25 protein-coding genes are annotated in these 24,254 nt (G+C 67.1%); 14 read left to right on the top strand and 11 right to left on the bottom strand.

Translation table 11 applies throughout. The features are described from left to right. Nucleotides 1-28 precede the first annotated feature (28 nt). On the top strand, nt 29-1,057 hold the full coding sequence (locus ACO07J_RS18130) for a GntR family transcriptional regulator (RefSeq protein ID WP_422031552.1): 1,029 nt from the start codon (nt 29-31) through the stop codon (nt 1,055-1,057). Here the strand turns inward: ACO07J_RS18130 and ACO07J_RS18135 are convergent. Continuing rightward, nucleotides 1,044-2,141 carry a YeiH family protein gene (locus tag ACO07J_RS18135; protein ID WP_422031554.1) on the bottom strand — a complete coding sequence of 366 codons (1,098 nt, stop codon included), beginning with the start codon at nt 2,139-2,141 and terminating at the stop codon, nt 1,044-1,046. The two genes, ACO07J_RS18130 and ACO07J_RS18135, sit on opposite strands and share 14 nt — an antisense overlap. Nucleotides 2,142-2,260: 119 nt before the next feature. Here ACO07J_RS18135 and ACO07J_RS18140 point away from each other — a divergent pair, with 119 nt between their 5' ends. From ACO07J_RS18140 to metC, 12 genes are all read left to right on the top strand, one after another. Next, nucleotides 2,261-3,397 carry an ABC transporter substrate-binding protein gene (locus tag ACO07J_RS18140; protein WP_422031556.1) on the top strand — a complete coding sequence of 379 codons (1,137 nt, stop codon included), beginning with the start codon at nt 2,261-2,263 and terminating at the stop codon, nt 3,395-3,397. A gap of 70 nt (nt 3,398-3,467) precedes the next feature. After that, nucleotides 3,468-4,343: a branched-chain amino acid ABC transporter permease gene (locus ACO07J_RS18145; protein ID WP_422031558.1), complete on the top strand. Its 876-nt coding sequence runs from the start codon at nt 3,468-3,470 to the stop codon at nt 4,341-4,343. Beyond that, a complete protein-coding gene (locus tag ACO07J_RS18150; RefSeq protein WP_422031560.1) occupies nt 4,340-5,341 on the top strand; it encodes a branched-chain amino acid ABC transporter permease in 1,002 nt (333 codons plus the stop codon). Before ACO07J_RS18145 ends, ACO07J_RS18150 begins: the two co-directional genes overlap by 4 nt. Then, nucleotides 5,338-6,147 (top strand): ABC transporter ATP-binding protein, encoded by an 810-nt coding sequence (locus ACO07J_RS18155; RefSeq protein WP_422031562.1) that lies wholly within the window; start codon nt 5,338-5,340, stop codon nt 6,145-6,147. The genes ACO07J_RS18150 and ACO07J_RS18155 overlap by 4 nt, the downstream gene beginning before the upstream one ends. Further along, nucleotides 6,140-6,904, top strand: a complete 765-nt coding sequence (locus ACO07J_RS18160) for an ABC transporter ATP-binding protein (protein ID WP_422031564.1) — start codon at nt 6,140-6,142, stop codon at nt 6,902-6,904. Before ACO07J_RS18155 ends, ACO07J_RS18160 begins: the two co-directional genes overlap by 8 nt. After that, entirely contained in the window at nt 6,901-7,944 is a 1,044-nt protein-coding gene (locus ACO07J_RS18165) for a M14 family metallopeptidase (RefSeq protein ID WP_422031566.1), read from the top strand. Before ACO07J_RS18160 ends, ACO07J_RS18165 begins: the two co-directional genes overlap by 4 nt. After that, nucleotides 7,934-8,779 (top strand): nitrilase-related carbon-nitrogen hydrolase, encoded by an 846-nt coding sequence (locus ACO07J_RS18170; RefSeq protein WP_422031568.1) that lies wholly within the window; start codon nt 7,934-7,936, stop codon nt 8,777-8,779. Before ACO07J_RS18165 ends, ACO07J_RS18170 begins: the two co-directional genes overlap by 11 nt. Then, nucleotides 8,776-9,561 carry an IclR family transcriptional regulator gene (locus tag ACO07J_RS18175; protein WP_422031570.1) on the top strand — a complete coding sequence of 262 codons (786 nt, stop codon included), beginning with the start codon at nt 8,776-8,778 and terminating at the stop codon, nt 9,559-9,561. Before ACO07J_RS18170 ends, ACO07J_RS18175 begins: the two co-directional genes overlap by 4 nt. A gap of 34 nt (nt 9,562-9,595) precedes the next feature. Beyond that, complete coding sequence (locus tag ACO07J_RS18180) at nt 9,596-10,195, top strand: DUF1989 domain-containing protein (protein ID WP_422031572.1); 600 nt, start codon at nt 9,596-9,598, stop codon at nt 10,193-10,195. Nucleotides 10,196-10,225: 30 nt separating this feature from the next. Further along, nucleotides 10,226-10,825, top strand: coding sequence for a hypothetical protein (locus ACO07J_RS18185; protein WP_422031574.1), 600 nt, complete (start codon nt 10,226-10,228; stop codon nt 10,823-10,825). Next, complete coding sequence (locus ACO07J_RS18190) at nt 10,822-12,378, top strand: rhodanese-like domain-containing protein (RefSeq protein ID WP_422031576.1); 1,557 nt, start codon at nt 10,822-10,824, stop codon at nt 12,376-12,378. The genes ACO07J_RS18185 and ACO07J_RS18190 overlap by 4 nt, the downstream gene beginning before the upstream one ends. Continuing rightward, complete coding sequence (gene metC, locus ACO07J_RS18195) at nt 12,371-13,531, top strand: cystathionine beta-lyase (protein ID WP_422031578.1); 1,161 nt, start codon at nt 12,371-12,373, stop codon at nt 13,529-13,531. The genes ACO07J_RS18190 and metC overlap by 8 nt, the downstream gene beginning before the upstream one ends. Nucleotides 13,532-13,546: 15 nt before the next feature. On the opposite strand, the gene ACO07J_RS18200 is transcribed toward metC, so the two are convergent. The 9 genes from ACO07J_RS18200 to ACO07J_RS18240 form a co-directional block, all read right to left on the bottom strand. Beyond that, nucleotides 13,547-14,146 (bottom strand): ANTAR domain-containing response regulator, encoded by a 600-nt coding sequence (locus ACO07J_RS18200; RefSeq protein ID WP_422031580.1) that lies wholly within the window; start codon nt 14,144-14,146, stop codon nt 13,547-13,549. Continuing rightward, nucleotides 14,139-15,299: a transporter substrate-binding domain-containing protein gene (locus ACO07J_RS18205; protein WP_422031582.1), complete on the bottom strand. Its 1,161-nt coding sequence runs from the start codon at nt 15,297-15,299 to the stop codon at nt 14,139-14,141. The genes ACO07J_RS18200 and ACO07J_RS18205 overlap by 8 nt, the downstream gene beginning before the upstream one ends. 15 nt (nt 15,300-15,314) lie before the next feature. Further along, nucleotides 15,315-16,451 (bottom strand): AAA family ATPase, encoded by a 1,137-nt coding sequence (locus tag ACO07J_RS18210; RefSeq protein ID WP_422031584.1) that lies wholly within the window; start codon nt 16,449-16,451, stop codon nt 15,315-15,317. A gap of 67 nt (nt 16,452-16,518) precedes the next feature. Further along, nucleotides 16,519-17,562, bottom strand: coding sequence for an aliphatic amidase (locus tag ACO07J_RS18215; protein WP_350131239.1), 1,044 nt, complete (start codon nt 17,560-17,562; stop codon nt 16,519-16,521). Between the two features lie 47 nt (nt 17,563-17,609). After that, nucleotides 17,610-18,311, bottom strand: a complete 702-nt coding sequence (gene urtE, locus ACO07J_RS18220; RefSeq protein WP_422031586.1) for an urea ABC transporter ATP-binding subunit UrtE — start codon at nt 18,309-18,311, stop codon at nt 17,610-17,612. A 2-nt stretch (nt 18,312-18,313) separates the two neighbouring features. Then, on the bottom strand, nt 18,314-19,042 hold the full coding sequence (gene urtD / locus ACO07J_RS18225; RefSeq protein WP_422031588.1) for an urea ABC transporter ATP-binding protein UrtD: 729 nt from the start codon (nt 19,040-19,042) through the stop codon (nt 18,314-18,316). A gap of 2 nt (nt 19,043-19,044) precedes the next feature. Then, entirely contained in the window at nt 19,045-20,151 is a 1,107-nt protein-coding gene (urtC, locus tag ACO07J_RS18230) for an urea ABC transporter permease subunit UrtC (protein ID WP_422031590.1), read from the bottom strand. A 10-nt stretch (nt 20,152-20,161) separates the two neighbouring features. After that, complete coding sequence (urtB, locus tag ACO07J_RS18235) at nt 20,162-21,031, bottom strand: urea ABC transporter permease subunit UrtB (protein ID WP_422031592.1); 870 nt, start codon at nt 21,029-21,031, stop codon at nt 20,162-20,164. A 77-nt stretch (nt 21,032-21,108) separates the two neighbouring features. Beyond that, a complete protein-coding gene (locus ACO07J_RS18240) occupies nt 21,109-22,344 on the bottom strand; it encodes a transporter substrate-binding domain-containing protein (protein WP_422031594.1) in 1,236 nt (411 codons plus the stop codon). Between the two features lie 399 nt (nt 22,345-22,743). Between ACO07J_RS18240 and ACO07J_RS18245 the strand changes: the two genes are divergently transcribed. After that, a complete protein-coding gene (locus ACO07J_RS18245; RefSeq protein WP_422031596.1) occupies nt 22,744-23,475 on the top strand; it encodes an SDR family NAD(P)-dependent oxidoreductase in 732 nt (243 codons plus the stop codon). Nucleotides 23,476-23,495: 20 nt separating this feature from the next. Here the strand turns inward: ACO07J_RS18245 and ACO07J_RS18250 are convergent, their stop codons facing one another. Next, nucleotides 23,496-24,158: an FMN-dependent NADH-azoreductase gene (locus ACO07J_RS18250; RefSeq protein ID WP_422031598.1), complete on the bottom strand. Its 663-nt coding sequence runs from the start codon at nt 24,156-24,158 to the stop codon at nt 23,496-23,498. Between the last annotated feature and the right edge of the window lie 96 nt (nt 24,159-24,254).

Genomic DNA, 24,254 nt, shown 5'->3' on the forward strand with positions numbered 1-24,254 from the left:
CTGTATATTCCGGATAGGATATTTCAGGATGCCCGGGCGTAAGCCAAAAAATGACCCTCCGCCGGCCGAGGGTCAAACCCGCATCACGATCCGCGAGAGGGTCTATGCCGCGCTGGCCTCGGGGATTCGCTCCGGCGCCGTGCCGCCCGGGCGTGTCCTGCTGGAAGGCCCGATCGCCGAGGCGTTCGGCTCGAGCCGCGCCCCCGTCAGGAGCGCCCTGCGCGCCCTGCATGACGACGGGCTCGTCCAGCGTTTCCAGGGGCGCGGCTACCTGGCGGGCACGCGGCGCGGGGCAGTGGTCGACCGGACGCCGCTTGATCCCGCCCTTTTCGAGATCGAGACGGAAGACGGGGCGCCCGGCCGCGGCCCCGCCCCGGATCCCGGGCTTCACATCCTGCCGGACATCCGGCGCACCGCGGCCACCGCCATGGCCTTCGGCGAGTTTCGCATCAACCAATCCAAGCTGGCGCGCCATTACGGGATCAGCCGCGCACGGGCCGCCGAACTGCTGCTGTTGCTCAACGAACAGCGCGTGATCTGGCGCGACGCGCGGGGCACATGGCTGGTCGGGCCGCTCACCGCGCGGGCCGTGCGGGAACAATACGAACTGCGCGCCCTGCTCGAGCCGGCCGCGTTGATCCAGAGCGCGCCAAGGCTGTCGCCTGCCATGTTCGCCCCGATGCTGGAGCGCATCGACAGGCTGGCCAATGCCCGGGCCGGCGCCACGCCCGACGAGCTGGAAGCGGCCGAGCAGGACCTGCACGAACAGTGCCTCGCCGAGGCCGACAACCGCCAGATGCTCGCGGTCATCGACCACAGCAAGCTGCCCCTGCTCGTCAATACCGTGTTCCTCGAGGCGGTGGGCATGGTCCCCGACCTGCCCGAACTGGCCGAGCATCGCGACATCCTGGAACGGCTTGCCGCGGGCCGGCCGGCGGAGGCGGCCGAACTTCTGGCGCGGCATCTGCGCCTTGCCGCCGGGCGGACATTGCAGAGGTTGAAGGTCATTTCGGTTCTCCCTGATCCGGATTTGCCCGATTACCTCACCCGCCGCTGAACGGCAGAAGCCAGGCCGATGCCGCCAGGGCGAGGCCAAGAATGAACAGCGTGGCCGCCACCGACAGCCTGACCGGCCCGGCCCCGGCCCGCACAATGCCGGACAGGGGCGTCAGCGCGCAGACCGCGAAGACCGAGGCGGTCAGCATCACCTGCGAGGCCAGCGCCGCGGCACTGGACAGGTGCACCGGGACCACTCCCGCCGAGCTCGCGACCACGCCGCCCAGGAAGGCCAGGATGAAAAGCGGCACGCGCGGCGCCGCGGCCCCTGCCCGTCCGGCCCGATGGCTCCATTGGGCCAGGACAAAGACCAGCGGCACCAGCAGCATCACCCGGAACAGCTTGACCACCACGGCCGTTTCGCCCGCCGTGTCCGAGATCGCGTATCCCGCGCCGACAACCTGTGCCACGTCATGGATCGAGGCGCCCAGCACGAACCCCGCCCGCACGTCGCCGACCCCAAGCGCCAGAAGCCCCGCGGGATAGGCGACCATTGCCACGGTCGACAGGGCCGTGACCGCCATGATGGTGAACGACAGGTGCCGGTTCAGACGCCCGGAGGGTGGCAGCAGCGCCGAGATCGCCAGCGCGGCCGAGGCGCCGCAGATCGCCGTCGCCCCCCCGATCAGCAACCCGAAGCCGCGCCGCAGCCCGAACAGCGGCGCCACCAGGATCGTCAGGCCGATGGTCGCGACCGTGGCGCCCACAAGGTAGAACAGCCCGTCCACGCCAATCTGCAGGATGGTGCCCAGGCTGATCTGCAACCCGAGAAGCGCAACGCCGACCCTGGTCAAAACGCGCACCGAAACGGCCAGCCCCGGCTCCATCAAGGGATTGCGGCCAAGCGCACCCGAGCCCACGCCAAGTAACAGCGCGATCATCATCGCCGGAAGCTGGCTGTACCCCGCGCCCCAGATCGCCAGGCCGCCGGCCAGGAGGGAAACGGCCACCCCCGGCAGGCACGAAAGGCCCGATCGCCAGCGCGATTCGGCACCTTGCCGCCATTTCCCGAGCCCTTCCGGACGCGCGGCCCGCCGCTGCGAATCACGGAACTCCTGCTCCGACCTCTCTGATTTCTGATGCATTTTCCGCCTTTCGTTGCCGGTTCCCGGCGTGCCGTTTGACAGACGACCTATAACGTGGTTACTTGTGTTCCCAAATAGGAAATTAAGTTTCTAAATAGGAAACTACAGGGAGACACGCAATGAAACGGACTACTCTGATCCTTGCGGCGACGATCGGCGGGCTCGGCCTCGCCACCGCTGCCGCCCATGCCGACGAACTGCGGATCGGGCTCAGCACCCCGCTGTCGGGCAGCGTCGCAGCGCTCGGACAGCACGAGAAATGGGGCGCCGAGCTGGCCATCGAGGAACTGAACGCCGCGGGCGGCGTCGATGGCCATACCCTCGCGCTCGACGCTCAGGACAACCAGTGCAACCCCTCGCAGGGCGTGACCAGCGTCGAGAACCTGCTGCGCAACGAACCCGTCGCCATCATCGGCGCGCTGTGCAGCTCCGTCACCCTCGCGATCATGCCCATGGTCGAACGCGAGGAGGTGCCGCTGATCGTCGCCGTCTCGACCTCCAAGGTCATCACCGAGAAATCCGGCACCGGCGGCAACGAGTGGACCTTCCGGATCAACCCCTCCGACGTGGGGCTGGCCGTCGCGATGGCCAACTACATCGCCTCGACCGGCGAGATCGGCACCGTCGCCTTCGTGGGCGAGGATACCGATTACGGCCGTGGCGGGCACGAGGCGATCGCCGCCGCGCTCGAGGCCCAGGGCATCGAGGTCGTATCGGCTGACTTCTTCCAGCAGAACACGCCGGATTTCACCACCCTGCTGACCCGGCTGGCCAACACCGCCCCCGATGCCATCGCCCTCTACGCGGTGGGCGCGGACGAGCTGAACTTCCTGCGGCAATATCGCGGGATGGGCCTGCCCTCGCACCTGACGGGCCGCATCGCCTTCGACGAGATCCGCGACACGGTGATCGCCTCCGGCGCCATCGACGGGGCGACCAGCGTCTTCCCCTATGCTGCCGACCTGGATACGCCCGAGAACCGGGCCTTCGTCGAGGCGTTCGAGGCGAAATACGGCGAACTGCCCAACTACCAGAGCTTCGAGGCCTACGAGGCGGTCCGGATCATCGCCGACGCGATCGACCGTGCAGACTCGGCCGACCGCAGCGCGATCCGCGACGCGCTCGAGAAGACAGAGTATACTTCGCTGACCGGCCGCACGGTCGCCTTCGACGAGAACAACCAGGCCCACAACGCGGCCATCATCATGCGCGTCGACGGCACCGACGTGGTCATCGAGGCGCAGTCGGACACCTGATCCGCGCACACATGAAGGGGGGTGGCCACGGGCCGCCCCCTGCAAGACCCGACTGCAGGGAGGACATGCTTTGACCGGGCTTTTCATTAGTCAACTGGTGCTGAACGGGGTGGTGATCGGCCTGACCTACGCCCTGATCGCCGTCGGCCTGTCACTGATCTTCGGCGTGATGGAGATCGTGAATTTCGCGCATGGACAGGTTTACATGCTGGGCGCCACGGCCATGCTGACCTGCGTCACCGTGCTGGGCCTGGGGTATTTTCCCGCCGTGCTGCTCGCGACGCTCGTAGTGGCGGCCACGGGGCTCCTCCTTTACGCCACCGTTCTGCGCCACCTGCAGCAGGGCGAGTTCGAACGCGGCATCATCCTGACCATCGGCATCGGCATGGTGCTGCAGAACGGGATCACCTATCTCTTCGGCGCCCAGCCCCGCGTGGTGGATACCGAATTCAGCTTCATCTACCTCACGATGGCGGGGCTGCGGATCGACCTGATGCGCCTGCTGACCATCGGGCTCAGCGCGCTGGCGATGGGCGGGCTCTACCTGCTGCTGCAGCACAGCCGGATCGGCAAGGCGATGCGCGCCTTCGCCCAGAACCGGGAAGCGGCCTTCATGGTGGGCATCCGGCCCGCGGTGGTCGCCGGCACGGCGGTCAGCCTCGGGCTGGGGCTGGCCGGGCTCGCCGGTGCCTCGCTCGCCCCGGTCTTCACGGTCCACCCGGCCATGGGCATCCCGATCCTGTTCAAGGCCTTCGCCATCGTCATCATCGGCGGGCTGGGCCATATCCCCGGCGCGGTGCTGGCCGCCGTGCTGATCGGCGTGACCGAAAGCCTGGTCGGCGGGTTCGGCCCCGTGGCGCTGCAGGATGCGGTGGCCTTCCTCGCGATGATCGCCATCCTGATGGCCCGGCCCGAAGGGCTGTTCGGCAAGGGGGTGCGGGTATGATGACGCGCACCCTCAACGGCGGCCGCGCGGGGGCGATCCCGACGGATGTGCGCTGGCTGCTCTGCGTGGCGGCGCTGGCCCTTGCCCCGGCCCTGACCGGATCGAGCTACGTGCTCAATGTCGGCTCGCTGGCCCTGGCCTTCGCCGTGCTGGCCACGTCACTCAACCTGATCTTCGGGTTCACCGGATTGCTGTCCTTCGCCCAGGTCGGCTTCTGGGGCGTCGGTGCCTATGTCGCGGCGATCACCACGGCGGATTACGGGCTCTCGCCCTGGCTGGCCTTCCCGCTGGCCGGCGCGTTCACCGGGCTCCTCGCGATCCTGGTGGGCATTCCCGCCCTGCGCGTGTCGCGCGCCTCCTTCGTGATCGTCTCGCTCAGCTTCACGCTGCTGGTGACGCTGTTGTCGCGCAGTTGGGTCGACGTGACGCGCGGGCCGCTCGGCATTCCCGGCCTGCCGGCGCCCACCATCGCCATCGGCGACCGGGTGCTGCTCGACGGGCACGACCCGCTGGCCTTCTACCTCGTCATGCTGGGCTTCGCGGCGCTGGCGCTCGGCGTCATGTTCGCCCTGGTCCGCTCGCCCATCGGGCGCATCCTTCTGGCCACCAACCAGAACGAGGCGCTGGCCCGCTCGCAGGGCATCAACGTGACCCGTTACCAGCTTCTCGCCTTCGCGGTCGCGGCGGCGTTCAGCGGGATGACCGGCGGGCTCTACATCTTCCACCTCGGCATCGTCGACCCGTCGATCTTCGACACCTATTACAGCGAGATGCTGCTGATCATCGTGATCCTCGGCGGCGCCGGCAACTTCTGGACGGTGATCGTCGCGGCCTTCGTGCTGACGGCGGTGCCCGAGCTGCTGCGCTTCGACCCGGAACTGCGGCTGGTGATGTTCGGGGCGGTGCTTGTCACGGCGGCGCTGGTGCTGCCGGGCGGGTTCGGCGGCTACCTGCGCGACGCCGACCTGAAACGCTGGCGAAAGGACGTGCGGCCATGAGCAACGATACTTCCCCTCCGCTGCTGGACGTCACCGGCCTGACCAAGGCATTCGCCGGGGTCACCGCCGTCGACCATGTCAGCTTCGACGTCCGCCCCGGCAGCATCGTCGGCCTGATCGGGCCCAACGGCTCGGGCAAGTCGACCACCATCGACTGCCTGACCGGGTTCACCCGGCCCGACAGCGGCTTGGCCCGGTTCGACGGGCGCGACGTGACCGGCTGGCGGCCCGAGCATCTGGCCGCGGCGGGCATGGTGCGCACCTTCCAGAACGTGCGCATCTACGAGGGGATGTCGGTCACCGACAACCTCGTCGTCGCCGCCCGCAGCCTGCGCCGGTTCACCTGGGCGGCGCAGGTCCTGAAACTGCCACGCGTCACCCGCCACGAGGCGGAGCTGCGCGACGAGGCCCTGTCGCACCTGCGGCTGGTCGGTATCGAGAAATACGCCGAGGCCCCGGCCGGCATCCTGTCATACGGTCAGCGCAAGCTGGTGGCCTTTGCTATGTGCCTGATGGGGCGGCCCCGCCTGATCATCCTCGACGAGCCGCTGGCGGGGGTGAACCCCACGGTGATCCGCCGGATTTCCGACCTGATCGACAGGCTCAACGCCGAAGGCCAGACCTTCCTTCTGATCGAGCACAATGTCGATTTCATCATGCGCCATTGCGACAAGGTGATCGTGCTGGAACAGGGCCGGCTTCTGACCGAGGGCGCGCCGGCGGTGATCCGCAACGATCCGCGTGTGCTCGAGGCCTATCTCGGCAATTACGCCCAGTATGCCGAAGAGGAGGCCCTGCATGTCTGACCCGATCCTGTCCCTGCGCGGCGCCGCCGTCGGGTATCTCGACGACCCGATCGTACGGGATTTCTCGCTCGACGTTTATCCGCAGACGATCTGGAGCCTGCTTGGCGGCAACGGCGCGGGCAAATCCACCCTTCTGAAATCGCTCTTCGGCCTGTCGAAATGGTTCGCCGGCGAGATGGTCTTCCGCGGCCAGCACCTGCAGGGCAAAAGCCCCGGCGAGTGCATGCGCGCGGGTATCGGCATCGTGCCGCAGGGCCGCTGCAACTTCCCGCAGATGACGGTGCGCGAGAACCTCGAGATGGGCGCCTACACCCTTGCCCGCGGCGACAAGCAGGCGGCCCAGGACCGGGTGATCGAGCTCTTCCCGATGCTGGGCCGCAAGCTTCGCACCATGGCCGGCAATCTCAGCGGCGGCGAACAGCAGGTGCTGGAAACCGCGATGGTGCTGGAAACCGACCCGGTGCTGCTGCTGCTCGACGAGCCGTCGCTGGGCCTGTCGCCCAAGATGCAGCAGGACGTGTTCGACAACGTGGCCCAGCTGCGCGACGCGGGCGTGACCGTGATCATGGCCGAGCAAAACGTCGTGGGCTCGCTCCTGGTTTCCGACAGCGCGGTGGTGCTCGACCTCGGCACCAAGCTGATCGAGGGCCCGGCCCGCGAGGTCATGAACGACCCCAATATCCGCGCGGCCTTTCTCGGCGGCGAGCCGGTCGAGCCCGACGCAACCCCTTCCCGAAAAGAAAGTGCACCGCAATGAACCTGTCCCTGCAAACAGTCCCCCGGCCCTTTGCCGACGCGGCCCAGCTCATCGACCGCGCGGCACCGGGCGCGCTGACCCACTCCACGTTGCAGGTCGGCACCATGGCCAGCGGCCAGCCCGTCGCCCTGCCCCTGCTGGTGGCGAAGGGGCGTGCCGACGGGCCGGTGCTGTGGCTGAACGGCGCGGTCCATGGCGACGAGATCAACGGCATCCTGGCCATCTCCGACTTCATGGCCGGGCTCGACTGTGCCGATCTCGCCGGCACGGTGGTGGCCACGCCGGTCTCGAACCCCACCGCCCTCGACGCCCGCCGCAAGCGCGTGCCGCAGGACGAGCAGGACCTCGACCAGAGCTTTCCGGGCAGCGATGCCGGGATGTTGTCGCAGCTGCTGGCCCACGCGGTCTTCGACGGCATCCGGCATTGTGCCGACGTGGTGGTCAACTTCCATACGATGAATCCGCTGTTCTCGAGCAGGCCCTATGCCGTCTACAAGGATGCGGGCGACGGCGCGCCGGGCGAGGACGACATCCTCTCGGCAATCGCCCGGTTCTCGCCCTTCGTGGCCTGCCGCATGTCGGTCGCCTCGGCCGCCGAACTGCCGGGCAACAATGCCGGCGCGCTCGACTATCAATGCCTGAAGCTGGGCAAGCTGGCCTTCATGATCGAGCTCGGGGCCGGAAGCCGGCAGCAGCCCGACTGTATCCGGGCGGGCATCGACGGGCTGACCGGCCTTGCCGCCCATCTTCGGATGTTTCCCGATCCGGTCCCCGGTCCCGGCCCGGTCTGCCGCGTCACCCGGCGCACCCATGTCTTCAGCCGTCACGGCGGCTTCTTCCGACAGCAGGCCGCCGCCGGCACCACCCTGCCCGCCGGCCAGCCGCTCGGCCATGTGCAGGACGTGGCCGGCCGCGTCGTCGAAACCGTCAGCTTCGAGCAGGACGTGCAGGTGATCGGCATCCGCAACGATCCGGTGGTGCATTCCGGCGACCGGGTTGGCTTCGTCGGGCTGGAATGGGACGAATGGCATGACCGGTAGGGAAATCCGCGCCGCGGTGGCGCAATACGCCCCCGTCCCGGGCGACGCGCAGGCCAACTTTGATGCCAGCCTCGACTGGATCGACCGGGCCGCGGCGGGCGGCGCCGACCTGCTGGTGCTGCCGGAATGCTGCCTCAGCGGCTATGTTTTCGCCGACAGCACCGCCGCCGCGGACCACGCCACCACCGCCGACGGGCCGGCCATGACCGCCTGGCGCGGGCGCGCGGCGCGGCACGGGCTGACCCTCGTCGCCGGGATCATCGAGGCGGATGCCGGCACGCTTTACGACAGTGCCGTCGCGATCACCCCCGACGGCACGGTCACCACCTATCGCAAGCTGCATCTGTGGGGCATCGAACGCCGCCTCTACAGCCCCGGCCACCGCGCCGTCATCGCCGACACGCCGGCCGGCCGCATCGGCCTCGTGATCTGTTACGACCTGTGGTTCCCGGAACTGGGCCGCGCCCTGGTGCTGGGCGGGGCCGAGATGATCGCCTGCCCCGCCAACTGGGCCGGCAACCCGCGGATGACGGCGCCGCTCGACGCGCATGGCCAGGCGATGGGGTTCCACCTCGCCCGCACCACGGCCTGCGTGAACGAAGTGCCGGTGCTCGCCGCCGACCGCATCGGGCAGGAAGCGGACCTGACATTCCTCGGCAACAGCTGCATTATCGCCGGCACCGGCGATATCGCGGCCGGCCCGGCCCCGGCCGACGCGACGGACCTGCTGATCGCCGACATTGCCGTCGGCCCGGTGACAGGCCGGTCGCAAGGCCACCTGGCGTCGCGGCGCCCCGAAATCTACGGCGACCCGAAAACGGAGGATGCGGCGTGAAATCACTGGAAACGGCCCTGAACGTCCTGAAGGTCTTCATCGACGCCGATGGCGACCTGTCGGTGAACGAGGTCGTCGAGCTTGTCGATCTCAACAAGAGCCACGTCTCGAAGATCCTCAGCACGCTGCGCAATGCCGGCATGGTGGAACAGGATCCGGTGACGCGGCGCTACTCGGTCGGGGTCGAGGCGTTCGAGCTCGGCACCCGCTACATCGTGCGCTCGCAGGAGGCGCGCGACGCCCTGCCGGTGATGCGCCAGCTGGTCACCGCCTGCGGCCATTCGGCGACCCTGAGCATCCTGCGAGGCACCCATGTGCTGCACATCATGGCCGTCGAGGGGCCGCATTACATCGACGGGCGCTGGCGCGTCGGCAGCCGCCTGCCGGTGCACGGCACCTCGGCCGGGCAGGTGCTGCTGGCCTGGCAGCCCGAGGCGCGGCGGGCCAGCCTGCTCGAAACGCTCGACCTGCGGCCGCTGACCGAGAAGACCATCACCCGGCGCGACCGGCTGGCAACCGTGCTGGACGATATCCGCAGGACCGGCTGTGCGGTCACCCGGGGCGAAAGCGCGCCCGGCCTCGCGGCGCTGGCCGTCCCGGTCTTCGACGCCCGCAACGAGGTGCTGCTGGCGCTTGGCGTGGTCCTGCCCGACCCGCTGTTCGAGACGGTCGATCTCGACCAGCTGCGCGAGCATCTGTTCGACGCCTCCCGCACCCTGTCGCTCAAGCGCGGCGCGCCGGATTTCCCCTTCGGCTCGGGCGGGGCGGCGGCGGCGAAATGACCTCCCCCACCGGCATCAGAGGAACCACCCGATCATGAGCAGACAGGATCACACCATCCCGGCCCGGCGCGGCAAGGCCGTCGCGGTCGCCTCCGGACAGGAATTCCGGGTGATCAACACCCATGGCAGCCAGGTGCTCGACACCTGGGCCTTTGCCGCCGGGGACACCTCGACCTTCCTGTCGATGGCGCATACCCGGTCCGCCATCAGTCGCATCCATATCCGGCCCCGCGACACGCTGGTCGACAACCGTTACCAGCCGATGCTGACGGTGCTCGAGGATACCTCGCCCGGGGTCCATGACATGCTGATGTGCTGCTGTTCGACGCCGATCTACCGGCGCATGGGCTGTACCGAGTATCACGACAATTGCGAGGACAACCTGCACGCCGCCCTGGCCGAGGCGGGGCTTGCCTCGCCGCACACGCCGGCGCCGCTCAACCTGTTCATGAACTACCCGCTGGACGGGGACGGACGCTTTGACCGCAAGCCGCCGGTCACCCGCCCGGGCGATTACGTGGCCTTTCGTGCCGAACGGGACATCCTGCTGGTCCTCTCCGCCTGCCCGCAGGATCTCCTGCCGATCAATGGCGAAACCCGCAGCCCGACCGAGGCGCATGTCGCGCTGTTCTGACCCCCTTTTCCGACCTGACAGGAGCCTCCCATGACCGACCTGATCCATCAGCGCAGCCGCCGCGTCGAAGCCCTTCGCGACGCCGCCCGCAACCGCATCGCCGAGGACGGCGTCACGCGGCAGACGGTCGGCGCCATCGCCGACGACCTTCGGGAGATTGCCGTGCAAACCGGGTTCTGGTCTGCCGACCAGTTTCCCCCGCCCGACGAGGACAGCAAGCAGGCCCGCTATCTCATCGCCGAGGACGAGGGGCACAGCTTCGCGCTCTACCTCAACGTCATGCGGCCCGGGAAGCGCATTCCGCCGCACAACCACACCACCTGGGCCTGCGTCGCCGCGGTCGAGGGGGTCGAGCTCAACACGTTGTGGACGCGTACGGATGACGGCACGGTCCCCGGCCGCGCCACGGTGAGCGAAGACCGCGAGGTTACCATAGAACCGGGCACCGCGATCGGCATGCTGCCCGACGACATCCATTCCGTCTTCATCCCCGGCGACCGCATCATCCGCCACCTGCATTTCTATGGCCGGGCGCTGGAAACCCTGACCGAGCGGGTGATGTTCGACCCCGAGGCCGGCACCTGCTGGACGATGGATGTGGGCGTGAAGACCAGGAAGGCGGGCCAATGATCCGGACGGTATCCGCAACCGCCCTGAAGGCCCGGCTCGACGCACAGGCGCGGATCGGGCTTCTCGACGTGCGCGAGCATGGCCAGTACGGCGAAGGCCACCTGCTCTTTGCCTCGAACTGCCCCTACAGCCGCCTCGAACTGCTGGCGCCGCGCCTGCTTCCCGACACCCGGGCCGAGATCTACCTCTACGACGACGATGACGGCGTGGCCGGGCGCGCGGCCGCCCGGCTCGAGCAACTGGGATATGCCGATATCTCGATCCTGATTGGCGGCCTGCCGGCGTGGCGGGCGGCGGGGTACGGCGTCTTCAAGGGCGTCAACGTGCCCAGCAAGGTGCTGGGCGAGCTGGTGGAACTGGCCGAGCACACGCCCCAGGTCACCGCCGACGAGCTTCTGAAGATGCAGGCCGCGCCCCGCCCCCCCAGCCTGGTCGACGGCCGCCCGGCCAGCGACTACCGCAAGATGACCCTGCCGGGCGCGCGCAGCCTGCCCAACGGTGAATTCCTCTACCGTTTCGCCGCCCTCGGCCTGCCCGGGGATCAGCCGATCGTCATCCACTGCGCCGGGCGCACCCGCGGGCTGATCGGCGCGCAGAGCCTGATCAACGCGGGCATCCGCAACCCGGTCTACGCGCTGGAAAACGGCACGCAGGGATGGGTGTTGTCGGGCCGGGAGCTGTCCCGCGGCAACAGCCCCGCCCCCCTGCCCGACTTGACCGAGGCTCAGCTTGCACAGGGCGCACGGATTGCCGAAGACCTGATTGCGCGCCACGGCCTGCCCGTCATCGACGCGGGCGACCTTCCGGCGTGGCGCCGCGAACACGCCTACCTGCTCGATGTCCGCTCGGAGGCAGAGTTCGCCGCCGGCCACGTCCCCGGATCGGTCCACGCGCCCGTGGTCCAGCTCGTGCAGGCGACGGATGAATGGGTGGCCCTGCGCCGGGCGCGGATCGCCCTGATCGACGACAACAGCGTCCGGGCGGCCTCGGCCGCCTTCTGGCTGCGGCAGATGGGGCATGACGCGGTGATCGTGCGGGGCGGCCTGAACCATGTCGGCCAGGACGCGCCGGTGGAAAATCCCGCGCCCCTGCCCGCTGTCACCGCCACCGACCTGGCCCGCGAAAGCGGCGCGACGATCCTCGACCTCCGGCCCTCGATGACCTATCGCAAGGGCCACATTCCCGGGGCGCGTTGGGCCATACGGCCCCGCGCCGCGGCGGTCGCGGACGGCCTCGGCGGCCCGGTCGTGCTGGTTGCCGACGACCCCGCCATCGCCGCGCTCTTCGCCTCGGAGCTGGAGGCCGATTGCCGCTATCTCGACGGTGGCATGGAGGCATGGGTGGCCGCCGGCGGCCCCGTCGAACCCAGCCCGGACACGCCCCCGGACAAGGAGGCCATCGACTTTCTCTTCTTCGTCCACGACCGGCACAGCGGCAACCTCGAGGCATCGCGCCGCTATCTCGAATGGGAAACCGGCCTCGTCGATCAGCTCGACCCGCAGGAACGCGCGGTCTTCCAGCTGGCCGCAACGCGCGAGCCCGCCGATGGATGACGCCACCCGCATGGTCCGCGCGGCCAAGCCGCAGGGCCGCGAGCCGCATGCCGTGAACCCGCCCGTGGTGCGCGCATCGACGGTGCTTTTCCCCGATACCGCCACGATGCGCGATTACCGCCAGCGCCGCACCACCGGCGAGCGCCTGTTCACCTACGGCGCACGCGGCACGCCATCCTCCATGGCGCTCGAGGAGGCGCTGTGCGAGCTGGAACAGGGCGACCGGGCGTTTCTCTACCCCTCCGGGCTGGCGGCGCTCGGCGCGGTGCTGCTGGCCTATACGCGCCCCGGCGACCATGTCGCGATCATCGACACGGCCTATCCGCCCCTGCACCGGCTGGCCGAGAACCATTTCAAACCCCGCGGCGTCGAGATAACCCGCTTCCGGCCCGACGCCGCCTCCCTGGCCACGGCCCTGCGGCCCAACACCCGGCTCGTGCTGGCGGAATGCCCGGGCTCGTACAGCTTCGCCATGATCGACCTGCCCGCCATGGCGCAGGTCACGCGCCGGCACGGCGCCCTACTGGCGATCGACAACACCTGGTCGGCCGGCCTGTTCTACAAGCCGCTTCGGCACGGCGCCGACATTTCGATCCAGGCCGCGACCAAGTATATCTGCGGCCATTCCGACATCATGATGGGCACCGTCGTCACCCGCGAGGCCGCCTACCGGCCGCTTTTCGACCTCAACGGCGATTTCGGCCTCTGCGTCAGCCCGGACGATTGCTATGCCGCCCTGCGCGGGCTGCGGACCCTCAAAAGCCGGCTGGAGGCCCACGAGCGCGGCGCGCTCGAGGTCGCCCGCTGGCTGGCGAACCGGGAAGAGGTGGCCGAGGTGCTGCACCCGGCCCTTGAAGGCTTTCCGGGCCACGCGCTGTGGCGGCGCGACTTCACCGGCGCCTCGGGGCTGTTTGCCTTCCATCTCGCCCCGCCCCTGGCCGATCGCGCGGATGCCTTCGTGGACGGGCTGTCGCTGTTCGGGATCGGCGCCTCCTGGGGCGGCTACGAAAGCCTGGCGCTGCCGGTCGTCCTGCCTGCGTCATCGCCAGGCGGCACGGCCATCCGGCTGCATATCGGGCTGGAAAGCCCCGCCGACCTGATCGACGACCTCGCAGCGGCGTTCGAGACGATCGGCGCCATGGGCGAGGCCTGAGCGCGAACGGGACAGTCAGGTATCGCCCATGTTGCTCAGGATGCTTTCCGCGTTGATGATCGACTGGGCGATTTCCGTCGTGGTCGTCCGCTTGGCCATCGCCTGTTTCCGGATCAGGTCGTAGGCCTCTCGTTCGGTGATCCCGCGATGCCGCATGAGGATGAACTTGGCATCGTTCACCTTCTGCACATTGTCGAGTTTCTCCCGCAGCTTCGTGAGATCCTTCTTGAAGCGAAGCTGCTCCTGCTGGAATCGCCGCGCCATCAGCATGCTGCTCAGCACGCCCGCCGCCCGCACCGGCTTCATCAGCACCGAATGCGCGCCGATCTCGAAGATCAGCTCGAGGACGGAGGGGTTCTCGTACCCGATGATCGCCACCACCGAGGGCGGCTTGGCATTGTTGCCGATGAAGGATTTCAACTGTTGCGCGCTCTGGTCGGTCACGTCGACGAAGACCAGGTCGAATTTCTCCGGCAGCGTCTTGGGCACCGGCCACATGTGATCGAAATTGCAGCCGATCCTGTTGACCTGCTGCATGAGTTCGTCGGCGCTTCGGTCCCGCGGATGGACGACCAGCGCGTGAAGGTCTCTCAGATCCTGGATCGGATCACTCATTCCGTCGTCCACCTCCGGCGACTTTCAGCGTTCGGAAACTCCAGTCATGGATCGCCGGATAGACAAGGTAGGGGTCGGGCTTGATGGCGCGCCGCACCTTGGTTTCGATGGCGAATTCGCCGGCCTCGTCGACCTTGGCGATCCGCGACTGAAGGTAGGTATGGTTGTTGTCGGGGTCGATCTTGATCTGTCCCTGCGGCGCGTCGAAACTCGCCCCGAGCAGCGCCTCGCGCAGGCTTTCGGTGTCGATCTCGCCCGTCTCCTCCAGCGCCCGGGCGAACATGTGCACCTGGGCATAGGTCGCCTCGCAACAGCTTGTCACGTCCACGGTCGAGCCGAATTTCGCCTCGTAGGCCTTGAGGAAACGGCGGTTCGCCGCGGAATTGATGGACCGGAAATACGGGGCGGCCGTGATATGGCCGGCCGAGGCTTCGGGGCCTATGGCCGCGATCTCGCCCTCGTTGGTGGTCAGGCTGGCGATGGGACATTCCCGGCCGTTCCCGCCGGCCGCGTGGTAGGCCTTGTAGAACTCGATACAGGCCTGCCCGACCACGGTGGAAAAGATCGCATCCGGTTTCACCTGCATGATCTCGTCGACGACCGCCGCGAAATCCCCGGCCTTCGCCTCTAGGTCGAAATAGACCTCGCCGGTGACTTCCCCGCCGCCCTGGCGCAGCACGTTCCGCATCACCCGGTTCGATTCCCTCGGGTAGATGTAATCGGACCCCACGAAATGAATGCGCTTGCCATAGGCGTTCATCAGGTAGTTCGCCAGCGGCACACTGTTCTGGTTCGGACAGGCCCCGCCGTAGATGACGTTGGGCGAATACTCGAACCCTTCGTAAAGCGTCGGATAGAAGAACAGCGCGTTGCGCCGTTCCACCACCGGCAGCACCTCTTTGCGCGACGACGACATGTAACAGCCGAAGATCACGCCGATCTTGTCTTCGACGATCAGCGTCTCGGCCAGCTCGCCATAGCGCCGGACGATCGAGGCGGGATCGTAGCGGACAGGCTCGATCGGACGGCCAAGCACGCCGCCCTTCGCGTTGATCTGGTCGATGGCCAGCAAGGCCCCGTTGAGCTGCGAGCGCTCGATGATCGACGTCACGCCCGTTTCCGAGAAAAGCAGCCCGACTTTCCAACTCTCCAAAAGTTCATTTCCTTCTCAATACTGTCGGAACGACACGGTTTCATTCCGGTACTGGGCCTCCAGCCTGACAATGGCACTTCCGGTCGACGGAGAGAAGTCGCCATGATCTCCAAGCAGGTACCCGGCCAGCGGAAACTCCAGGTGGCGCCGCATCGCCCGGCGAAGTCCGCGGGCGCCAAAGCGCTTATCATAGCCCTTGGCGGCAATGAAAGCTCTCACCTCGCCGGTGATCTCGAGCAAAAGATCGTGTTTCTTCAGCCGCCGGTTCAGCCGCTCCAGCTCGACGTCCACCAGGTCCGGCATCCGGTCGCTGCCGATCCAGTTGAAGGTGTCCACGTGGTCGATCCGGTTGACCAGCTCGGGCGGGAAGCGGTCCAGAAGGCACCGCATGACGATATCCTGCGCCCGCTCCCGTCGCGGCTTGCGCGCCGTCACCAGCCGCGACCACATGGCGCGCGGCCCGAACCCGCCGCCCTCGTCCAGCGCCATCAACTCGCGCGCGCCCAGGTTGGAGGACATGAAGATCAGGCTGTTGCGGAACGAATAGGTCCGCTCGCCCGAGGCCACGGTCAGTATGCCGTTGTCGAACACGTTCATCAGCGCCAGCACCACCTCGTTGCTGGCCTTCTCAAGCTCGTCGAACAGCACGATGCCGGGCAGGTTCCGGGTGCCCTCGATCTTCTCCTGGTCGAGGATCGTGGTGCCCTCCTTCGATCCCACGTAACCGGGCGGCGCCCCGGTCAGGGCGGCGGCGTAATGCTCCTGCGACAGCGTGTTCATGTCGACCCGGCAGAACGCGTCGGCATCGCCGTACATCGCCCGGGCGACGGTGCGCACGGTTTCGGTCTTGCCAACACCGGTCGGGCCGCAGAACAGGACCGAGGCCAGCGGCTTGCGCGGATCGCCGATATCGGCCCGGACGACCTTGAGGATCTCCATCACCTGGCCGATCGGCTCGTCCTGCCCGATGATCGAGGCCCGCAATTCCGCCTCGATCGCGTCCAGGTCGAACGAAAACCGCGAGGCAAGGCCCCGCCCCTTACCGGCACCGTTCCCGGAAAAACCGGTCACACGCGCGTTCTCGTCCGCCAGGGCGGCGGCCAGCTTCTCTTGCCTCTGCGTATCGTGCAGCCGGTCGGTCAGGAAAGGCATGTTCCCTCCATCAAGCATTCGGGCGCGGCGCGGCCCCTCCGGGCCGCACCGCAAGGCTCCCGGCGGATCACTCCGCCTCCTTCTCCTTCGCACCGGTCGGCAAGCCGCCCACCGGGCAGCAGGCCACCCCCACCGTCGAACGCGTGAACGATTCCACATGCAGCCGCGTCTTCTCGGCATCGTTCACCCAGTTGCGGTAGAACTCGAACGGGCACTCGGCCACGCCGTTCTCCCCGTCGCCCGAGGCATGCACGCCGGTATAGCCCCGGTGCAGCAGCTTGAAGAGATGGTTCTGCGACTGGTCGTTGGCCCGCGCATCCCGGATCTCGGGGATCGAAAGCTGCGCATACTGGATGCCCATATCCTCCTCCCCGCATTCCCCCAGCGTCCGGCCGTCGAAACCGATGATCGCCGAATGGCCGAAATAGCTGTAGACCCCGTCGAACCCGGCGGCATTGGCCACCGCCACGTAACAGTTGTTGGCCCAGGCCATCGCCTTCGACATGATCACCTGCTGGTCCTTCGCCGGGTACATGTAGCCCTGGCACCGCACGATCAGCTCGGCCCCCTTCATCGCGCAGTCGCGCCAGATCTCGGGATAGTTGCCGTCGTCGCAGATGATCAGGCTCACCTTCAGCCCCTTGGGCCCCTCGACCACGTAGGTCTGGTCGCCCGGATACCACCCCTCGATCGGGTTCCACGGCAGGACCTTGCGGTATTTCTGAACCACCTCGCCCTTGTTGTTCATCAGCAGAAGCGTGTTGTAGGGCGTCTTCTTCGGGTGCTCCTCGTGCCGCTCGCCGGTGATCGAGAAGACCCCCCAGACATTGGCCTTCCGGCACGCCCGGGCGAACACCTCCGTCTCCTCGCCGGGAATGGTGGCGGCGGTCTCCATCATCTCGTCAGGGTCGTACATGATGCCCTGCGTGCTGTATTCGGGGAAGATCACCAGGTCCATGCCCGGAAGCCCCTGCTTCATCCCGATCAGCATCTCGCCGATCTTCTCGGCGTTCTCCATGACCTCGGCCTTGGTATGCAGCCGCGGCATCTTGTAGTTCACGACGGCGACGCCGACCGTGTTCTCGCTGCTTGAAATGTCACCATGTCTCATGTCTGGTCCTTTCCTGTTGGTCCTTGATGGTGGGTTGGCCCGACCCGTCAGAAGGTCAGGTGTTTCTCGACGACCTCGTCGGAGAGATCCGCGGATGTTCCGCTCAGAACGACGCGCCCCTTGTCCAGCACCAGGAACCGGTCCGCCGCCGACCGGGCGAAGGGCACGTTCTGCTCGACAAGGATGATGCCCAGCCCGCGTTCGCGGTTGAGCCGCACGATCGCCTCCTCGATCTGCTTCACGATGTTGGGCTGGATGCCCTCCGTGGGCTCGTCGAGGATCAGTATCTTGGGGTCCATCGCCAGCGCCCGGGCAATGGCAAGCTGCTGCTGCTGCCCGCCCGACAGGTCGCCGCCGCGCCGGTCTATGAACTCGTCGAGGATGGGAAACATCTCGAACAGGTAATCGGGGATCTCGCGCCTCCCGTCGGGCCGGGCGAAGGTGCCCATCAGGATGTTCTCCCGCACGGTGAACTGCGGAATGATCTCGCGCCCCTGCGGAATATACGCGATCCCCAGCCGCGACCTCTGCGGCGTCGACAGCCCCAGGATGTCCCGGCTGCCGAAGGCCAGCCCGCCGTCGCACCGGTCGGTCAGCCCCATGATCGACTTGAGCAGGGTCGTCTTGCCCACCCCGTTGCGCCCCAGCACGGCCAGGAACTCGCCCGGCTCGAGGTCGAAGGACACACCCTGGATCACCGGGCTCTTGCCGTAGAAGGAATAAAGCTCTCTCGCTTGCATGTTTTCCATTATCAATGCCCCAGGTATGCTGTCTTGACGGCCTCGTTGGCCTCGATCTCGGCGATCGTGCCCTCGGCCAGCATCGCGCCGCGGTTCATCACGATGATCCGGTCGGCCACGGTGCGGACGAAGGACATGTCGTGCTCCACCACGATCAGCGTGTGACTGGCGCTCAGCGACCGGAAAATCTCGGCTGTCCGCTGGGTTTCCTGGATGGTCATGCCGGCGGTCGGCTCGTCCATCAGGATCAGCTTGCTGTCCTGCGCGATCAGCATGGCGATCTCCAGCCACTGCGTCTCGCCATGCGACAGGTTGCCGGCCAGCTCGTCGCGCTTGTCGCTCAGGTGGACCTTCTCGAGCACCGAACAGGCCGCGGTCGCGTCGGTCAGCGCAAGGCGTGTCAGCGCGGTCCAGACCCCCGGCCGCCTCGACCGCGCGACCGACAGGTTCTCCGCCACGGTCAGGTCCTTGTAGACCGACGGCACCTGGAACTTCCGCCCGATGCCAAGCCGCGCACGGCGAAACTCCAGCATCCGGCTGATCTCGGTCCCGTTCAGGCGGATCGAGCCGCCGGTGGGCTGCGTCTTGCCGCAGATCAGGTCCAGCGTCGTCGATTTCCCCGCCCCGTTCGGCCCCAGAAGGCACAGGATCTCGCCCTCCTCGACCGAGAAGCTCAGGTTGTCCACGGCGCGCAGCCCGCCGAATTCCACGTGCAGATCGGTGACTTGCAGTTGCTCCATGATCAAGGCTCCTGCCCGGTTTCAAGCTGTTGCGAAGATGCGGGGTGACGCTCGACCTGGCGCCCCCGCCGGGTCGGGCCGCGCAGTTTCGCGGCAAGGTCGGTCAGCACCCCGTAGATGCCGCGCGGCATGAACATGACGACCAGCACGAAGATCACGCCCAGCATCAGGTGCCAGCCCTCGACGAACACGTCGGAAAGCCGCCCTTCCAGAAGGTTGACCACGATCGCTCCGAAGGCCGCCGCGATGACCGACTCCCGGCCGCCCACGGCGCACCAGATGACGATGGCAAGACTGAACGAGACGCCCATATAGGTGGGCGAGGCGAATTCCAGCACCATGGTGTAAAGCATCCCCGCCCACCCGGCGAGCGCGGCGGATATGCAGAAGATCGCGGTCTGGTAGGTCGCCACGTTGTAGCCGAAGAACCGCGTCCGGTCGGCATCCTCGCGGATGGCGCGCAGGATCAGGCCGAACTTGCTGTGGGTCAGGTAGACCCCGACGGCCAGCGCCACCGTCAGGCACCCGGCCACGAGGTAGTAGAACCCCATGCTGTACGGGTCGACCGTCCAGCCCGGCAGCGCCAGTTGCGCCAGCCCCGTCAGCCCGTTCTGCCCGCCCGTCTGGCCCTGCTGGTTGATCACCAGAAGCTGGAACGCCACCAGGAAGGCCAGCGTGATGATCGCCACGAACACGCCCGCGATCCGCGCCCGGAACATGAAGATGGCGATGAGACCGCCGATGAAGGCCGGCACCAGAAGCCCCGCCAGCAGGGTGAAGGCCAGCGACTCGAACGGCGCCCAGAACAGCGGCAGCTCGGGCACGTTGTTCCACCCCATGAAGTCCGGCAGCCCGTCGCTGGCGCGCAGCTTGAGATGCATGGCCATCGCGTAGGAGCCCATGCCGAAGGTCGCCGCCTGCCCCAGGTTCAGCAGCCCGGCCGTCCCCCAGGACAGCGCCAGCGCCGCCGAGACGATGGCCAGGGCCAGGTAACGCGCGAAGGTGTTGAGCTCGAACCCGTCGTAATTCATCAGGGCGGGCACCCCGAAGGCGATCACCGCGGCAAAGATCACGAGCGCGACGAGATCGTAGTGAAATCTGGATGTCATGCCGGTCTCCTCAGCGACGTGTTTCGGTTGGGAACAGGCCCCGCGGGCGGAACCGGATCAGCACGATGATCCCCGCCAGCACGGCAATCCGGCCCAGCGTGTCGTTGATCACGATCGAGAACAGCGCCGTCGCCTCGCCGATCAGCACAGAGGCCGAGGCCGCGCCGATCAGGCTGCCCAGCCCGCCGACGATCACCACCAGGAACGCATCGACCACCAGCCCCGTGCCCATGGTCGGGATCGTGCTGAAGAGCGGCGTGATCAGCGCCCCCGCGATCCCCGCCAGCCCCGCGCCATAGGCGAAAGTGACGGAGTAGACCTGCTTGGCCTCGATCCCGTAACATTCGGAAATCCGCCGGTTCTGGATGACCGCCCGCAGCTTCATGCCGAATTCGGTCCGCGTCATCAGAAGCCACGTGCCGTAAAGCACCGCGACCGAGAAGGCGATCACGAACAGCCGGTAATTCGACATGATCAGCGGCCCGATCTGGGTGTTCCCCGACAGAAGGTCGGGCCCCCTCACGAACCGCGATTCCGCGCCCACACCCAGCCGCACGGCCTGCTGCAGGATGATGCCGATCCCCCAGGTCGCCAGGATCGTGTCCAGCGGCCGGTGATAGAGGTTCTGCACCACCACCTTCTCGATGATCCAGCCCACCGCGGCCACCGCCACGAAGACCAGCGGCAGCGCCGGAAGGATGCCGATCCCCCCGAAGCTCTGCAGCGCCCAGGTCGCATAGGCGCCCAGCATGACGAACTCGCCATGCGCCAGGTTGATGACCCCCATCGCGCCGTAAATGATCGCCAGGCCAAGCGCGATCATCAGCAGGATCGACGCCATGCTCAGCCCGGCGAAAAGTTGGTTCGCTATCACGTCCATGAATACACCCCTCCCATGGGTCCGGCCCCTGTTTCAGAGCCGGACGCTGTTTTCGGTCTGGTTGCGCTTGGAAACGGTCAGGCCTTGACCAGGCCCTCGCCGGTACAGGACTGGCCTTCATAGGCCGCGTAGGGCAGCGGCGCGATCCGCTCGCTGGATTGCACCAGAACCTCGGCCTGCCCGTTCGCCTGCCACTGGCCGATCTTCGGCCACAGGTGGGTGTGCAGGTTCTCGTCGATCAGCACCTCGCCCTGCGGCGCATTCAGCGTCAGCCCCACCGCCGCATCGCGGATGGCCTCGGGCGTGATGTTCGCGGGGTCCAGCTTCTCCAGCGCGGCCTTGAACTGGTAGACCTGGAAATAGGCCGCTTCGCTGACGAAATGCGTCACCGTATCGGCGCCATAGCGCGACTTGTAGGCCTCCACGAACGCCTCGTTCTCCGGCGTGTCATGCCCCATGAAATACGGCGCGGAAGAGAAATGCCCCGCCGCCGCCTCGCCGCCGATCGCCTTCACCTCGACCTCCGACCGCGTCAGGCTGACCACCGGCATCTTCTCCGGGTCAAGCTCGGCCGCGTGATACTGCCGCGCGAAGGCCACGTCCGAGTCGCCCACAACGGTCGCAAAGATCACGTCCGGCTCCTCCGCCCGGATCCGGTTGATCACCGAGCTGAAATCCGAATGTCCCAGCGGCACGTATTCCTCGTTCACCACCTCGCCGCCATGCTTGGCCAGCAGCGTCTTGCAGTAGTTGTTCTCTTCCTTCGGATAGACGTAGTTGTTGCCGATCATGAAGAAGCGCGGCCCGAAATTCTCGATCGCCCAGGGGATCAGGTCGTCCTGCTGCTGGTTCGGCACGGCCCCGCCATACATCACGTTGCGCGAACACTCGCGGCCCTCGTAGAGCGTCGGATACCAGTAGAGGTTCTTGCGCTGCTCGGTCACCGGCAGCACCGCCTGCCGGCTGGCCGAGGTGTAGGAGCCGAAGACGCTCACGCACTTGTCGCGGATCATCAGCCGCCTCGCCCGGTCGGCATAGGTCGCCGGGTCCGACGCCGGATCCTCGATGATCGGCCGGAGCTGCCGGCCATGCACGCCCCCCTCGGCGTTGATCTCCTTGATCGCCATCAGCGCGGCATCGTGCAGGGTGCTCTCCACCACCGCCACGGCGCCGGTCAGGGAAAACAGCAGGCCGACGGGAATGTCGCCGCCTTGCGCCATGGCGCGGCCGGCGGTTGTCAGTAGCGAGGGCGCCGCAAGGGCACCGGCGGCACCGACGGCCCCGACCCCTCCGAGAAAGTCACGACGTTTCATCAGGTTAACTCCTCCGTTGGTTGCGAGCAGCCGTTGAATCGGCATAAAAAAAGGCCCTCCACCGCGACGTTTCCCGTCACGATCGGAGAGCCTATTTGCTCATGATTTTTCAGACTCGCATTTGAGCCTGAAACTATCGTTCAGCAGAACACATTTTTTTGCAATAAAATTTTTGTACGGAAAATCAGATGGTTAAACACGCAGCCTTTTTCCGCCCCCCCGGCCACCGCCGCCCGAAAACGGCCCCACCGGACAGGCCCGCCAGTCGCATCATGTCGCTCGCCAACCCCATTTTCATCTCGACCCGGGTCACACCGCTGCGATAGGCATTTGCAAAAGGATCCACCGCGGAACGGACCGCCCTGCACCCTGGCCCTGCCGCCACCGGAGATACGGACCATGTCGGACACACGAACCATCCTGCTGACAGGCGCAAGCCGGGGGATCGGCCATGCCACGGTGCGCAAGTTCAGCGCCGAAGGCTGGCGGGTGATCACCTGCTCGCGCCACCCCTTCCCCAAGGAATGCCCCTGGGGCGGAGGCGAGGAGAACCACGTCCAGATCGATCTCGCAGACCCCAACGACACCATCGCCAAGGTCGAGGTGATCCGCCGAAAGCTGGGCGGTCGGCTCGATGCGCTGGTCAACAACGCCGGCGTCTCACCGAAGGGCCCGGACGGCGCGCGGCTCGACACCATCGAGACCGACCTGCGGACATGGGGCCACGTCTTTCACGTGAACTTCTTCGCCTCCGTCGTCCTGGCCCGCGGCCTGAAACAGGAGCTGGCCGAAGCCGGCGGGGCCGTGGTGAACGTCACCTCGATCGCCGGCAGCCGCGTCCACCCCTTCGCCGGCGCCGCCTACGCCACCTCCAAGGCCGCCCTCAAGGCGCTCACCCGCGAGATGGCGCATGATTTCGGACCGCTCGGCGTGCGCGTGAACGCGATCGCCCCCGGCGAGATCGAAACAGAGATCCTCAGCGCGGGCACGGAAAAGATGGTCGAAGACATCCCGCTCCGCCGTCTCGGACAGGCGGGCGAGGTCGCCGATACCATCTACTTCCTGTGCACCGATGGCAGCGCCTACATCTCGGGCACCGAGATCGAGATCAACGGCGGCCAGCACGTGTAGGCCGAGACCCCGGCCGCCCCTCACGCCAGCGCCGCGGCCCTGCCCTCCGCCAGCTCGACCAGAAGCGCGTCGACCTGCGCCTGCGCCGCGGCGATGGACCGGTCATGCCGCGTGTCCTTGAACTCCTGGTACTCGATCGAAACCGTATGGATGTGATCGACGCCAAGGTATTTCGAGACGGTCGTCAGATGCGGAACGAGGTGGCCCATGTCCGCGCGCATACCGCCCGGGGCAAAGTCGAACTCGCCCGAGCTGGTCAGCAGCACCAGCGTCTTGCCCGACAGGATCGGCTCCAGCGGGAAATCGCCGCGCGACAGGTCGAAACTGAAGGTCTCGCCGATGCGCACGATCTGGTCGACCCAGGCTTTCAGAGCAGCGGGCATGCCGTAATTGTACATCGGCGTGGCGATGACGATGATGTCGGCCTGCCTCACCTCGTCAATCAACCGGTCCGACAGGGACAGCATCTCCCGCTGCGCCGCGGTCCGCTCGGCCTCGGGGGTGAAGGCCGCGGCGATCCAGCTCTCCGAGATGATCGGGGGCGGGTTGGCGCCGACGTCCCGGCGCGTGACGTCGCCCGCTTCGGCCCCTTGCGTCCAGCCGGTCACGAAACGCTCGCCCAGCATGCGCGACAGCGAGCCCTCGCTGCGCGCGCTGGCGGTGATGTAGAGGATATTGGTCATCTGTCCTGCTCCAGAACTCGTTGGTGGCTCATGCGGCAGACTTGCGATGCCCGATCCCGGATCACAAATGTCGATTCCATGATGTCGGTGAAATAA

This window comes from Roseovarius sp. (genome assembly GCF_965228755.1).
In the GTDB taxonomy this organism is placed as follows: Bacteria; Pseudomonadota; Alphaproteobacteria; order Rhodobacterales; family Rhodobacteraceae; genus Roseovarius.